Annotated in this window: 13 protein-coding genes; 5 read left to right on the top strand and 8 right to left on the bottom strand. The window is 55.6% G+C overall.

The annotated features are described in order from the left end of the window. Positions 1-78: 78 nt before the first annotated feature. From Pla100_RS07430 to mnmD, 4 genes are read left to right on the top strand one after another with little or no spacing between them, the layout of a single operon-like run. Positions 79-1,983 carry a sulfatase-like hydrolase/transferase gene (locus tag Pla100_RS07430; protein WP_146577030.1) on the top strand — a complete coding sequence of 635 codons (1,905 nt, stop codon included), beginning with the start codon at positions 79-81 and terminating at the stop codon, positions 1,981-1,983. Then, complete coding sequence (locus Pla100_RS07425) at positions 1,983-3,164, top strand: aminotransferase class I/II-fold pyridoxal phosphate-dependent enzyme (protein ID WP_231602803.1); 1,182 nt, start codon at positions 1,983-1,985, stop codon at positions 3,162-3,164. The genes Pla100_RS07430 and Pla100_RS07425 overlap by 1 nt, the downstream gene beginning before the upstream one ends. A gap of 57 nt (positions 3,165-3,221) precedes the next feature. Next, positions 3,222-4,139, top strand: a complete 918-nt coding sequence (locus tag Pla100_RS07420; RefSeq protein WP_146577029.1) for a hypothetical protein — start codon at positions 3,222-3,224, stop codon at positions 4,137-4,139. A 9-nt stretch (positions 4,140-4,148) separates the two neighbouring features. After that, entirely contained in the window at positions 4,149-4,940 is a 792-nt protein-coding gene (mnmD, locus tag Pla100_RS07415) for a tRNA (5-methylaminomethyl-2-thiouridine)(34)-methyltransferase MnmD (RefSeq protein WP_146577028.1), read from the top strand. Here mnmD and Pla100_RS07410 read toward each other — a convergent pair. The 3 genes from Pla100_RS07410 to Pla100_RS07400 all read right to left on the bottom strand — a co-directional run bounded on the left by Pla100_RS07410 (position 4,922) and on the right by Pla100_RS07400 (position 8,777). After that, positions 4,922-5,929: an NAD-dependent epimerase/dehydratase family protein gene (locus Pla100_RS07410; protein ID WP_146577027.1), complete on the bottom strand. Its 1,008-nt coding sequence runs from the start codon at positions 5,927-5,929 to the stop codon at positions 4,922-4,924. The genes mnmD and Pla100_RS07410 overlap by 19 nt on opposite strands. A gap of 203 nt (positions 5,930-6,132) precedes the next feature. Beyond that, the gene (locus Pla100_RS07405; protein WP_146577026.1) at positions 6,133-7,503 is read right to left on the bottom strand and encodes an alpha/beta hydrolase family protein; all 1,371 of its coding nucleotides are present in this window, start codon (positions 7,501-7,503) and stop codon (positions 6,133-6,135) included. 2 nt (positions 7,504-7,505) lie between these two features. After that, positions 7,506-8,777 (bottom strand): right-handed parallel beta-helix repeat-containing protein, encoded by a 1,272-nt coding sequence (locus tag Pla100_RS07400; protein WP_146577025.1) that lies wholly within the window; start codon positions 8,775-8,777, stop codon positions 7,506-7,508. 119 nt (positions 8,778-8,896) lie between these two features. Here Pla100_RS07400 and Pla100_RS07395 point away from each other — a divergent pair, with 119 nt between their 5' ends. Then, positions 8,897-9,856, top strand: a complete 960-nt coding sequence (locus tag Pla100_RS07395) for an esterase/lipase family protein (RefSeq protein ID WP_146577024.1) — start codon at positions 8,897-8,899, stop codon at positions 9,854-9,856. Positions 9,857-9,862: 6 nt separating this feature from the next. Here the strand turns inward: Pla100_RS07395 and Pla100_RS07390 are convergent, their stop codons facing one another. From Pla100_RS07390 to Pla100_RS07370, 5 genes are all read right to left on the bottom strand, one after another. Next, positions 9,863-10,495, bottom strand: coding sequence for a metallophosphoesterase family protein (locus Pla100_RS07390; protein WP_146577023.1), 633 nt, complete (start codon positions 10,493-10,495; stop codon positions 9,863-9,865). A gap of 407 nt (positions 10,496-10,902) precedes the next feature. Further along, positions 10,903-12,012 carry a Gfo/Idh/MocA family protein gene (locus Pla100_RS07385; RefSeq protein WP_146577022.1) on the bottom strand — a complete coding sequence of 370 codons (1,110 nt, stop codon included), beginning with the start codon at positions 12,010-12,012 and terminating at the stop codon, positions 10,903-10,905. Next, positions 12,009-12,818, bottom strand: a complete 810-nt coding sequence (gene lpxA / locus Pla100_RS07380) for an acyl-ACP--UDP-N-acetylglucosamine O-acyltransferase (RefSeq protein ID WP_146577021.1) — start codon at positions 12,816-12,818, stop codon at positions 12,009-12,011. The genes Pla100_RS07385 and lpxA overlap by 4 nt, the downstream gene beginning before the upstream one ends. Before the next feature lie 61 nt (positions 12,819-12,879). After that, complete coding sequence (lpxC, locus tag Pla100_RS07375) at positions 12,880-13,773, bottom strand: UDP-3-O-acyl-N-acetylglucosamine deacetylase (RefSeq protein ID WP_146577020.1); 894 nt, start codon at positions 13,771-13,773, stop codon at positions 12,880-12,882. A 75-nt stretch (positions 13,774-13,848) separates the two neighbouring features. Further along, a complete protein-coding gene (locus Pla100_RS07370) occupies positions 13,849-14,454 on the bottom strand; it encodes an OmpH family outer membrane protein (protein WP_231602802.1) in 606 nt (201 codons plus the stop codon). Positions 14,455-14,522 lie beyond the last annotated feature (68 nt).

Below are 14,522 nucleotides of genomic sequence, written 5' to 3'. Positions count from 1 at the left end.
TCATGGTTGTCTCGGTCGACTACAATCAATTCGCTCGAGGTTCTCCCCAAACTCCTCCCCAAATCCATCCAAGCCACAATGACGATTCGATTATTGCTCTTATTTCTATCAGCGGTTCCCACAACGCTGATCGCTCACGCCGAGGACGTTTCTATACGTCCCAACATTTTGTGGATTACGAGCGAAGACAACGGACCGCAACTCGGATGTTACGGTGACCAATATGCCGACACGCCGAATTTGGATTCGCTAGCGTCGAAATCCCTTCGGTATAAGACGTGTTGGTCGAACGCTCCCGTTTGTGCACCGGCGCGTACGACGTTGATCTCGGGAATGTACGCCACAAGCCTGGGCGGGCATCACATGCGCAGTGCCGTGAACCTACCCGAAGGTATGAAGTTGTATCCCGAAGTCTTGCGAGATGCCGGTTACTACTGCACCAATAACAGCAAGACCGACTACAACTTTGCCCAGTCTGATGATCAAGCTGGATGGCACGAGAGCGGTCGCAAAGCCCACTGGCGTAACCGCCCTGATCCGGAACAGCCGTTCTTTGCCATCTTCAATTTCACGATCAGTCATGAGAGTCAGATTCGAAACAAACCGCACACGTTGGTTCATGACCCCGCCAAGGCGAAAGTTCCCGTCTATCATCCGGACGTTCCCGAGGTTCGTCGTGACTGGGCGCAGTACTACGATCGGTTGACACAGATGGATGCCGAAGTCGGCCGAACGCTAGCGCAGCTCGAAAAAGACGGTCTGGCCGATTCGACTATCGTGTTTTACTACGGCGATCACGGTAGCGGCATGCCGCGAAGTAAACGATGGCCATTCAATTCGGGTTTGCATGTGCCGTTTATCTTGCACATTCCCGACGCTTACCGTGATCTCGCGCCGCAAGACTACATGCCAGGTGGGCTGTCCGAGCGATTGGTCAGTTTCGTGGACATGGGACCGACCGCGATCAGCTTGGCCGGTGCCAAAGTACCTGACAACATGCAAGGCGTGCCGTTTTGCGGTGCGTCCGAAGGAGCCGCGAAAGATTACATCTTTGGATATCGGGGTCGGATGGATGAGCGGATTGATATGGTGCGAAGCTGCACCGACGGGCGATTCGTCTACATGCGACATTTCTATCCGGACCGCCCTTATTTGAAACACGTCGATTATATGTTTCAAACGCCAACGACTCGGATTTGGAAAGAGATGTTCGACGCGGGCAAATTAAACGAAGCTCAAGCGAAGTTTTGGCAACCCAAGCCGGACGAAGAATTGTTCGACTTACAATCCGATCCCGACGAAGTGATCAACTTAGCTACCGACCCGGATCAAGCCGAACGGCTCGATGCGATGAGATCGGCGCTCAAGCAGTGGATGATCCGCACGCGCGACCTGGGCGTTTTGCCGGAAGCCGAAATGCACCGACGAGCTGGAAAACAAGCACCACGCGCTATGGCGACGTCCGACACTTTTCGAATTGAGGAACTGGTCGATGCGGCTTGGGACGCAAGCGATGCATGGCGGGCGTTTCATGATGTGGTGGTAGAGAACATGACCAACCGAGCCAAGAGCAAGGATTCTGGAATCCGATATTGGGCCGCCCGCGGCCTGCACCTCGGATTGCAATCGCACGCCGGAGTCGTCGACGATGAATTGGCCAAGAACTCCGTTGGCGTTATCGAAAGTTTAATGGGCGATCCTTCGCCAACCGTTCGTGTTGCGGCTGCCGAAGCATTGTTGGAGTTTGGAGCCGACGGACAGAAGGTCGCTGCGGCGAAGGAACTATTGAGTTTGGCGAACCTGCCCGAGAACGGATACTACGTTGCCATCGCCGCGCTCAACGTGATCGATAACAACTACGACTCGGTGATCGGTTTGTCGGGCGGATCCTTGAAGGACGTTTCTGGTAAACGCAGCGACGCGCCTCGGCGAGGGAATGACTACGTTGGTCGTCTATTGCAAACGATCAGCGAAACCCATTGATGGAACCGGCGGGCGATACGCGTCATCGGTTTCGCCGATTCGAAGAGTCGCTTCAAGTGGCGGATGAACAATCCCGCCGCCGAAATTTGCGAACAATGACCATCGAGGGCGTTTACTTGCGATCTTCCGATGGTCAGCGAATGCTCAATTTCGGCGGCAACGATTACTTGGGGATCGTCGCCGAGCAATCGCTTCAACAGTTCACGCGGTCAGGTCACATTTCATCCGGTGCGTCGGCGAGTTCGCTGGTGTGCGGATGGACGCCCCATCATGAACGTCTCGCCCGGTCGATCGCGTCTCTCGAAGGGGCCGAAGCGGCGGTTATTTTTCCGTCAGGTTATGCGGCTTGCAGCGGCGTGATCTCGACACTGTGCCGTGAGGGCGACTGGATCTTGTCCGATGCGCTCAACCACGCATCGCTGATCGACGGATGCCGAGCCTCCAAAGCCAGTCGCGAGATCTATCCTCACCGTGATGTTGGTCATGTCGAACGCTTGCTGCGTCAGCAACGGCATCGTTATGACTCCACGTGGATCGTCACGGACGGCGTATTTAGCATGGATGGCGACATCGCACCGGTGAGGGATTTGGTTCGATTGGCTGGCACTTACGACGCGCAAGTCATCGTCGACGAGGCCCACGGTACGGGAGTATTGGGCGAACGGGGTGGTGGACTCTGTGACGCGATGGGATTGCAGAATCAAATCCCGATCCGAATCGGGACGCTCAGTAAAGCGATCGGTCACCAAGGTGGGTTTGTGGCGGGGCCTCAAGTCGTGATCGATTATCTTTTAAACTTCTGTCGACCGTTGATTTTTTCCACGGCTCTCGCCCCGGTTGTGGCCGCTGGCGCGGCCGATGTGATCGATTTGTTTGGATCTTGGACCGATCGACGCGAACACCTGCATCAACTCAGCCGACATTTTCGCGGGCGGTTGGGCCTGCCGATCGAGCCGATCGAAGGTGCCATTCCGATCGTTCCGGTCGTTTTGGGACGCGATTGCGATGCGGTCGTCGCAAGTGATCGATTGCGACAACAGGGTTTTTTTGTTCCAGCTATCCGACCGCCCACGGTTCCCGAAGGAACCGCACGGCTACGGATCTCACTCAACGCATTGCATTCGACCGAACAAGTCGATCAACTTGCCGACGCAATCCTCGAGCACGCGATGCCAAAATAAGGATACAATGGCTGTTCATATGTTTGCACTATCACGGCAACTTAGGAAATTGGTTCGATGACAAAGCAACCGATCATTTCGCCAGCAACGCGGGCATCGAACGCAAACGTCGCCGCACACACGAAGTTCCATGATTCTGCATCGATGCGAACGAACTGGTATGATGCGATCACGTCGTTCTTGTTGGCCTGTGTCTTGATGCTCGGTTGCCTCGTGGGCGTTTTGTTTGTCGTGTGGGTATTATCTGGACGCGATGAAGACGTCGCCAAGGTTTCGCCGCCGATCCCGGCGCTTTCAAGCTCAGTGGGCATTGACGCGGAGACGCCTTTTGACACGCCCGCAGAATCTGAAACCACTCATTTAGCCGATCTTCCGATCGACCAAACGGTTCGATCGGTTTCGCTGATCGCGAACCAAGTGGCGACGATCGATGCACTGGAAGGATTGAGTGACTATCGTACGATCGGTGGGCGCCCCGGGCATGCCGGCGACTTGCTGCTCGGTGACTCGGAGGGCGACGATATCGTGCCAAGGTTTGAACGCTGGCAAATTCATTTTCACGTCGCTTCTGGTGACGAATATGCGAGGATGCTGGACTTTCATGAGATCGAATTGGCGGCAATCGGAGGCGATGTTCAAGGCGTCGATTGCGTCAGTCAGTTGTCCACCCAACCGGTTGTGCGAAAAATAACCGATACGGCGACTGAAAAACGCCTGTATTTCATGTGGACTTCGGCAAGCCCACTCGCCGAGTACGATCGGCAGTTAATTCAGGCGGCGGGAGTATCGATTCAAGGCAGGCACACCCTCAAATTCATCTCGCAGGAATTGGAGAATCAACTAGCCGTGCTTGAACTCGAAACGGCTCACCAAAAAGGCTATGAGAGTGTCCAACAGATAGCGAAAACTGTTTTTGAATGCAGACGCGTCGGCGACGGGTTTGATTTCAAATTAATCTCGCAACGATATCGGTGAGGCGACGCAGTGCCGATCCCCGTTCGCGAACAAATCTCCACAATCGATCCGTCCTATTGCATCGAAGTGACCGACGACGGCAGTCGCACGTTGCTTCGTGACGGCAATCGTTTTCATAGCGGTTGTGGTGCGATCGCCGAATGCGATTGGGTGTATCTGCGTGGCGTTGGGATGAACGATGAAACCTACGAGGATTGGCCGCGAAGCATTCTCGAAGTGGGGTTTGGTACAGGAATGGCAATGCTTCGGACGATCGATCGAGCCCTTTCGGCAGGCCAGCCGATCGAATATGTGGCGTTGGAAAATTCGCCGATCTCTGCACAGATCCTGGAAGAGTTAAAGCTCGATCGGGATCTGCAACGCCCCGAACTGGTACCGTGGTTCCTCGAGCGATGGGATCATTGCTTGCGGTCGACCACTCTCACGCCTGAACTTTCCTTGGCATGGGACGCCCAAACGAAGGTGTCGGTTATTTTTACTGACGCAGTGGCTTGGCTGACGAATCAGAAGCCCGGGTCTGAACGAAAATTTGATGCGGTTTACTTCGATCCGTTCGACCCAGTGATCAACCCTGAGTTATGGCAAACCGAAGTGCTTCAGGGGTTGTGGCGTCGGATCAATCTGGGTGGCAGATTGGTTACTTACTGCGTACAAGGTGAGGTGCGGCGTTCGCTTCAACGAGCGGGCTTTGAGACACATCGAGTCCCAGGTCCACCGTTTGGTAAACGCCAGGTCTTGATCGCGACGAAGTTAGCGGCAGAGGATCCGGTTCCGTCGGACGATCAAAACAGTTCAGGCTGAACCCCGCGCAACCATTGTATTGTTCGCTCAGTGCCGACACGGGTCGAGATCGTTTGCTGCCATCCCAGTTGGCGTTCGGCTTTCTGCGTGCTGAAGTTCGTTGGCCTCAGGAAAACGCTCAGCGCATGACGAGTCAGCTTAGGCGTTCGTTTCCTTCCAAGGACTTTCCCGGTGACTTCCATGGCCAACGCGGCACGGTGAGCGATCTGAATCGGCAAATGCCGTTTGACGGGTGGCAACTGCATCGCCTCACACAAAATCTGGATCAATTCTTGTTGAGTCAAATCACCGTTGGCACAACAGTTGTACGTCTGTCCCGCAGCAGCATCGGCTTCGACGGCCATGATGGACATCGTCGCCACGTCTGAGACATGCAGAAGGTTTAACAGATTGTCGCCCCTGCCGAAAATCCACATGCCGCCATTGCGAATGCTACGCATGATCCTCGGCAGGAAAGCGCGATCACGCTCACCAAAAAAGCTTGTCGGCCGAATAATGGCTGCTCGGGTACCGAGAGCCCGGACGATTTGCTCGGCTTCAATTTTAGATCGTCCGTAGTGGTCTCCTGTCCAGGGGTGCTGGCCGAGCTCCGCTTCTTCGTCAATCCATTGATTTGGTTCAGGATGTCCGTAGACCGAGACCGAACTCAGATGGACGAGTCGCTTGAACGTTGCCGACTTCTGGCAAGCTTGGACCAAATGACGCGTCGTATCGCAGTTACCCCGTTGGTAGTCCAGCCACGGACCCCAATTATCGGTCTTGGCTGCACAATGAATGACGTGAGTCGCCCCGTCGACGAACAAATCCACAACCAAACGTTCCAATAAATCGCCGGTGAATAGTTCCACATCCATTGATTCAAGGAAGCCGGTATCGCTTCCCAGACGTGCCAAACACCGGACTCGCTTCCCCTGCGAAAGGAGCTGCTCAACGATATGACTACCGAGCCCTCCGGTTGCTCCGGTGACTGCATAAAGAGTAGGCGACATCACTACGGTTTCCAAGTGGACTCGTTGTTTGATCGATTCGCGCGAACATGTTGCGGGCGAATCAATCTTTAGGTTAATTTCCCAGCGTGGGCTTTTGAACGATCCTCGTGCATCATCAAAACTCAATCTCAGGGTAGCGGAACTCGCCCAGAGTTTCAAAATGGTAGGGTAGCGAAACTCCAGGCGAGTTTCGCTACGGGTAGCTATTTCGTGGCATCTCCTGATGGTCGGAACTGAATCTCGCTACTGATCATCGCGCCACGTTGATCGGTAACCGAGATGAACCAAGTATTTGCATCGGCGGGTGGTTTCGGCGACGTCAACTCATCGTCGTGAATCTCGGCCGGCACGGTTTGCCAGGTTCGTTTTGATCGCAGCCCTTTGTCGGTGGTGTAGTGCATCGACGCTGATTTCAACGCGACGGCACTCATGAACGACGCGCGGGCTTGGTCGTCTTGAATCTGTGGCGTTTCGATCACGGGCAATGGCTCGCCATCGCGGCAAAAGGAATCAATGAACCGTCCAATCTCCTCCGGTTCCCAGCCTGGTGCATGACCGTGCCGCATTTGAACTTCGATGCGCATTTGTTTGCGACCCGGGACGACGTCAAAGCTTTTCTGATAGCTATCAAGTGGATAATGAATGTCGTTGGTCCCGTTGACGAACAAGATGGGAACCTGGCATTCGACCAACAGGCTCGACGGATCATAAGCGTCGATCCACGCTTGACGACGGTCGCCGAGTTGATCGATGGCCGGTTTCTGGACCGATTCGCCTTCAAAAAGAAAACCGCATCCGTATACCGGTACGGCGGCTTGAAAGCGATCGTCGATCGACGCCACAAGGCACGTCGTGTAACCGCCCCAACTGATTCCCGTCACCGCCGTTCGGTTCGCATCGACTTCGGGAAACGATCTCAGCAAGGAATGGGCGCGGATCACATTGGCGACGGCGTGATAGGGCCAGTCGTCGGAAACATCACCGCCGATGCTATCAAATTTTTCTGAATGGCCGTGCATCGGGCCTCCATTGGGCAGGCGGGTTCGCGAGTCGGGTTTGGCGGCTTGGTTTCGCACCGGAACTCCTGCGGCGTCGTATAGGGGAGCGACCGGTCGGCTGCCTGATAGATCCATCGCAATGGCGGCATAGCCTCGTTTGGCCCACAGCCACGTCCATTCGGCAAACGCGGTCCCGCCTCCGCCGTGGATCAGGACCACGGCGGGAAACCGCGTCTTCGCATCGGCGGGGACGTCACCGATCGTGATCGGCGAAGCGTAGAAAGCAAACGTTTCCGTTTCTCGGCCTTCGAACTCTTCACCGCTGTAGAGCAGCGAATGAATCGGCTCGTTTTGATCGAGCCATCGCATCGCCGGCACGCGTTTGAGTTGCTCGAAATCCCATCGTGCCGAAGCAAGAACGGGCGGCGTTGATGATCGTTGTTCGGTCGACGGAGTATCGCCAAGGGAGAATGACGTTCCAACGCACCAAGCAATCGACGTTAGGTAAACGATCAAGCCGAACCAACGTGGACTAGCCGAAGACGGAAACCAAACTTGCAAACGCGGTCGAAGCATTCTTATTGCCGTGATCGAGAGGGGAGCGATTTAGAAAAGGGAAGGAGGAGGCCGTTCACCAAAGGAAGCGTGCCATCGGGACTCCGGGCCTGCGACATTGTAGCAGTTGAAAGGTTCGATAGCCCGAACTCGTCCAGGGTTGCGTCGAATCGGTTATCGATCAATTCGCATCGGGACCGATTCATGCGAACGATCAATCCACGAGATGCGGCACCGACATTGCCGCGCAACAACTGATCGTATCCGTCAACATCGGTTTCGTTGTCGGGTAGCCGACACAGCATATTGAAGTTGGCACCGTTTCCGATTGCGATGTTTTCGATCCAATCGTTGCCGCCGAGATGATGATTGGCGTAGAAACCCGAATTCTTGTTACCCAGTGCGATGCAGTGGATCACTTGATGCCGTGGAATGGACGGGGGCAATCGGGACATCGGGTAGCCGGCGAAGCCTCCGATCTTGAAACCGTTTCCGTCAGCGAGTCGTTGCCCAGTTGCAGAGTATCCGTTCGCGAACGCCCAACAATTTTCGAACGTCACCGCTTCGTGGGCGTGGATACAATCGTATCCGTCATCGCTATTGAACCAAGCTCGACATCCGACGAATCGATTGCCAGTCGCCCCACGCGACGGATGACATCCGAAACCGTCGACGTTGCCGCCCTGGCCGTTTTCCGACACGTCATCCCAATTGTTCCAAGCGTCGCAATTCAAGAACAGATTGTCGCGACCACGAATGCTGTAAACGCCGATCGCTTGACCGTCGTGCATCGATAGTCGTTCGTATCGATTGTGGTCGCCCGCGTTCTCGAAACAAATCGACTGGGTGTGCCCTTGGATCGTTACTTGAACACCAGTGACATCAATGCCGTCAAGATGCAACCAAGACGCGGCGACGTAAAATGCCGTCACGCGGTAGCCGTCGGGACGGACGCTTGCGAAATCGAAAACAGGCCGTTCGTTCGGGTAAGCCCGATAGGTGATCGGTTGATCCGGCTGCCCACTACGATCGAGCACGATTACGCGGGCAAAGATCCGGGTTCGTTGCATGATGTCGTCGTCGGTCATGCGGTAGACGCCGCCACGGACCAACACCGTGTCGCCGGGCCGAGTATCCTTTTGAGCGCGTTCGATGGAAGCGAACGGTGCATCGATCGTGCCCACGGATTGGTCATCGCCATCGGTTGCGACGTAGAAAGTCGCCGCGTCGGCTGATTCGCCGAAGGACGCACCGAAAATTGGGATAAGGAGCAGTCTGAAGATGATACGGACCATAATGATTCATTTTATTCGCGCAGCGGTTTCCACGGATCGGGCACTAGTGTATTAACCTTAATCTGTTCAGCCACTAGTGGAGTCGTCTCGTGTGGAATCGGTATCATTTGCGAAAACCAATGGCAGCCTTGCTGTTGATGACTGCCTTGGCGATTTCCGCCTTGGAGTCACATCGTGCGGTCGGACAATCCGAAGGGGATTCCATGGCGAACCGATTTCATGTACCGATGCCGACCCTCGGCGGGACCCAGATTTGGAGCGATCGAATGCATCGCGCCGGTTACCGGGTCCAATACAACGAGCTAACCAAGCATTCCCGGTTGCTCGACCCTCGCAACGTACGACGAGGTTGGGGGACTGAAGCGGAAATGGAGCATTTGCTCGACGAATATTGTCCCGAACCACCTTATCCAACGTCCAAGCCGATCGTCGTGCTCATGCATGGGTTGATGCGGACCGATGGTTCGATGAAGTCGCTCGAAGGAAAATTTCAAGAGGCGGGCTATGAGCAAACGATTCGATTCGGCTACGCCAGCACGCGATCACCGCTCGCTCAGTCGGCCGACAACCTCCGCCGAGTGCTTGAGGGACAACATCGCGACGCCGAGTTCTGTTTCGTCGGTCACAGCATGGGGAACATCGTCTTGCGACATCTCGTCGGCGATCTGCAACGTCAGGGCGATCCGGTCAAGGTCCTGCCGCGATGCCGAGCGATGGTCATGTTGGGGCCTCCCAATCAAGGCGCGATGATCGCCCGCCGTTTAGCGACGACCGGCGTCTTTGAATGGGTGGTCGGTCCAGGCGGAATGGAGTTGGGGCCACGATGGTCGGAGATCGAAGATCGACTGGCAACGCCGCCATTCCCTTTTGCAATCGCGGCAGGCAAATTCGAAGCCGGACGAATCCGCAACCCGTTGGTCGAAGGCGACAGCGATTTCGTCGTCAGCCTGGACGAAGCGAAGCTAGATGGGGCCGAGACGATTCAGGAATTCCCGGTGCTGCATTCGTTTCTAATGAATGACCCGGATGTCCAAAAATGGACCGTTGATTTTATCGAATCAAAACTCGCTGGCGAATAGCTCCTCCTAGCCTAAACGAATCATGACACCGCGCGGTCCCGCGTTGAGAACCACTGACTCATTAAGCCGAGTTTGTTTTTCCCAGTCACTGTGGATATGACCGCACACGACTAAGTTCGGCTGGCAACGTTCAACGCAATCGCGGATTGCTTGACTGCCGCGAATGCGACCTGAACTATCGTGATCGACGGTGTCGATCGGTGGCGAGTGAACGACCAGGATCTTACGGTCGCCGTGAGCCCAAAACTCTTGGCATCCGTCGAGCATCCCCGAAGCTTGTTGTTCGTCAAAATCGTAACTCCAATCACCGAACGGTGTCACCGGGATACCGCCACCGACTCCCCAAACGGCGACTGCGCCGGAGTCGGTATGTACGGTGCACCCTGAGCCGTGCAAAACCGTGGCGGATTTCCATGTCGCGGCGGCGTCGCGGAGTTCGTCGAAGGTTTCCCCGTTTCCGGGAACCAGGACAGCGGGCTTACCGATCTCGCTAAGAATGTCGAGCGTGTCGGCGAGCCCTTGGTGTCGGTTGGCGAAATCGCCCGCACCGATCACGAGGTCCACATCGGACGCCTGATCGACCAGCAATCGAGCGGCGTCGCGGTCACGGTGCAGGTCACTAAAGCAAAGGATATTCATTCCGCAAGTCACTACTGCTTCGTCAAAATATAAAACTACGGTTCGTTAAGTGAGCCGACGGCGCTAGCCGCGGGCATTGCTCGAGGCCCGACGCTAGCGGCGTGTTGATTTAATCGTAACCCGAAGCGTGAGCGAGGGATTCATCACCATTAAGTCCTTTGTATGTATCCCTCGCTCACGCTTCGGGTTTCGATTAGGACTAAATCAACACGCCGCTAGCGGGCTGTTGATTTAATCGTTTAACGGCAAGCCGCAGGCGACAGAGCTTGAGAACGCAGACGCCTGCGGCTTGCCGTTAAACGAAAACGCCCAATCGTGCACTAAATCAACAGCCCGCTAGCGCGTTCGGCTCACCCTATAATTGAATGTTGACGAAGCAACAGCGAGATCGGCCACAATGACGAACCTTAAGCGGCACGTCGCGATGGTGCGACTCGGTCCTGTTCGATGCGACGACGAGGCCGAGCGGCGGAGCCGATCTCGGATTCGCTCGGATAGGTATACCAGCGACGTTGGTCAATCGATTGCAGGATTGATTCGGCAACGGCAACGGCGCGCGCTCCAGCGGAACCATCGCATACCGGAATGCCGCCGCACTGGATGCTAATCACGAAATCATGCAGTTCATCTAAGATCGCGTTTCGAGGTTCGAGCTCTTGAAGCTCGCAAACTAAGTGCTCGTCGAACAGCGAGTCGGCGTACTTCAATGGGTTATCGGTTTCGGACGCTAGCGAGAACTCTCGTTTGGCGAGCGAGTCGCTGGCGCGGACGGTTGCTAGCGCAGGTTTGCCGAAATCGATTTGAGCAAAACCGGCCGGGCTGTACAAAACCATTTCGCGGGCCGGCGCGGGGCTGACACGAGAGGCCTTCAGATTTGCAACCATCCCGCATTCAAATTCCAGCCGTGCTTCGGCGATGTCTTCGTGGTCAGAAACGACCGACAAGCCACTGGCGGAAATTGAACGAACCGACGCACTGGTTAGGGACAAGACAAGATCCAAATCGTGGATCATCAAGTCCATGACCACACCGACGTCTAAACAGCGGCCGGGAAAACGTGATGCACGAGTCGCCTCGACATACTTCACATCGACGCCGAATTGATCCAGTGCGGTGAAAGCGGGATTGAATCGTTCGACGTGTCCGACTTGCAAGACAAGCTGCCGGGCGGATGCGAGCATCGCCAATCGCTTGGCGTCGTCGGCCTCATGCGTTAGCGGCTTCTCGACGAACAAATGTTTGCCCGCTTTGAGAAGCGTCGAGGCGATCTCGGCGTGATAGCCGGTTGGGGCGGCGATGATGGCGGCGTCAAATGACTCGATCGCTTGGCGATACTCCGCGTAAGCAGTAACCGGTGACGATTGCGTCGCATGGGTCGCCGCGATCGCTTGAGCGGCGGGCAGGTCAGGGTCGCAAACCGCGACGAGCGAAGCGCCTTCGACTTGGGTGAGTAGCTTCGCGTGGATACGTCCGAGGTGTCCGCCGCCGATGACGGCGACCCGTAACTGACCGGTCATGCTGCCTTCTTTCGGCGGTCCCGACCACGTCCGGCCCGGCCGCCACAAGTGGTGTCCAAACAATCGAATAAATGGCGAAGCACGGGACGAATCGGTCCGGTGCTGAACATCTCGTTGCGAGCGGTTTCAATGCCAACACGTTGCCGATAGAGTAAACGGAACGCCTGTGTCAACACCGCAATGTCATCGTCGGAGTAATCATGGCGTTTCAATCCGACCGTATTGACGCAGCGAGGTTTCGCATCATAGCCCTCGATGATCATGAAGGGCGGAACGTCTTGCAGGATGCGGCTCATCGCACCGACGAAAGCGAGCGTTCCCACCGAGACGAATTGGTGGATGCCGGCACCACCGGCGATCGTGACGTCGTCATGGATGTGTGCATGACCGGCGATCATGCAGTTGTTCGCCATCACGATGCGACTGCCGATGTGACAATCGTGCGCGATGTGCGTGCCGGTCATCATGTAGTTCTGGTCACCGACGCGGGTCACGCCGTCTTCCTTTTCGCTGGCCCGGTTGATCGTCACCTGCTCACGCAACACGTTGCCATTGCCGATCTCGACTCGCGTGGGACTGTTTCGGTAACTAACGTCTTGCGGATGGGACCCGATCGAGCAGTGCGAAAAAACTTGATTGTCGTCGCCCAAACGGGTTACGCCCGTAATGGTGACATGGTCTTCGATGCGGCAGCGGTCACCGATCGTTACGTCCGGTCCGATCACACAGAAGTGTCCGACCCGCACATCTTTTCCCAATTTAGCCTTGGGGTCCACAACAGCGGTGGGAGCGATCACGACACTCATCAGAGGAATCCTTGTTTAAAATTCAACGGCCAATTCGTTTGCCGTTCGTTGTTGAAAAGCGTTAGGCAGCTTTTCTAGTTGATTGGAAAGTCTTTTTGTAGTGATTGGCATTGGCCAGGGACGCCAACCCGGAGGCCAGCATTCCATTGAGTCGATGGCCTCCGCGATGGGAGTGGAATTGTCCTACCAAATCCAAGCCTGCGAGCGATAGATCGCCGATCAGGTCGAGCGTCTTGTGCCGTGCGCATTCGTTACGAAACCGATATTCGTTATCGACCACACCGTCGTGGCCGATCACTAACAATTCTTGGTTTGTGACATGCCGCGCGACACCGCTGGCGCGGAGTTGTTCGGCTTGATCGAGTGTCACGAACGTTCTTGCGGGAGCCACTTGGCGAACGAACGATCGTGGCGAGCAATTGATTTCAAATGACTGGGGGCGAATACAACTGTCTTGCCCATAGTCAAGCGAATAGCTGAAACGCAAGCACCCGTCAGGACTTGGCAGGGCCTCGACAAACGCACCATCGGCTTCGACCCGAATCGCTTCCGTGATGACCAGGCGCGGTTTGGAAGCCGCTTGAATGACCAAACCTGCGGATTGAAGGCAACGGACGAAGGCGTCGCAGCTGCCATCGAGTCCAGGCATCTCACACGCATCCGTTTCGATCAAGCAATTATCGATCTCCAAGCCAGCCAACGCGGCCATCAGGTGCTCGACCATCTCAAACCTAGCGGCGCCTCGAACGAGATTGGTTCGAAACTGCACGCTATCGGTAAACTCGCTCCTTGCCGGGCACTCGGGGCGACCCTCCAAGTCAGTGCGAACGAAGACAACTCCCGTCGAAATGGGAGCCGGATGGAACCGGATGCAGACATCCTGTCCGCTCCAGTAACCTCTTCCGCTGACTTCGCACGAAGCGGCGATGGTGTGTTCGTTTCGATATCCAATCATGGCGTGGGCCTCCTTGCCGCGCCGGGGTCGCCATCCTTGGTGACCCGCGTCCGATGGATGAAAAACAAGTCGTGATTAACGGCTTGCATTGCCCTTGTTGCCGGCGACAAGCACCTTATCGAGGTACTGCATCACACCAGGGGTCATGTCGAGCGATTCGTCGTGGTAGACGATATTCTTCATAACACCGCGAATGACCGATTCGCCTTTTTCAAGGTCCATGTCTTCGCTGTTGTAACGCAAGACCAAGTTGATCTTGTAGTGCTGAGCTAAGATTTTGACGCCCGCCGCGATGTGCTGGTAGTTGTCGTAGTAGATCTTTGCTTCACGATCGGCAAGCTCTTTGCGTTTGCGAGCCATGTCCAGACGCAGCTTCGATTCCATTGATGCGACTCGCTCTTCTTGAGCGGTGTAGTCGGGTGAACCGACGGTGAAGGTCTTCAGCTTTTCTGCGGCGGACTTGAGCTCATTGCGTTTGTCCTGCAGTTCGGCGTCGAAGGCCTTCAGGTTGTCTTCGACTTCCTTGACTTGGGATTTGATCCCTTCGTTGTTCTTGAAGATGTAGGCAACATCAACGACGGCCATCCGGTGCCCACTCTCCTGAGCGGTCGCGGCGGTCGGGGCGAGAACAGTCAGTGTGGTAATGGCCAAGCCGATGGCCGATAGAACGAATCGTCGCACGTCCGCTACTCCTTGCGTGGTGAATGCGAAACCCAAAATCAAGAGATCGTTGACTCCAAATAAGGGCA

Origin of the sequence: Neorhodopirellula pilleata (assembly GCF_007859915.1) — a bacterium.
GTDB lineage: Bacteria > Planctomycetota > Planctomycetia > Pirellulales > Pirellulaceae > Rhodopirellula > Rhodopirellula pilleata.
The sequence above is the reverse complement of the archived record's forward strand: the minus strand, read 5'-3'. Positions and strand labels throughout refer to the sequence as shown.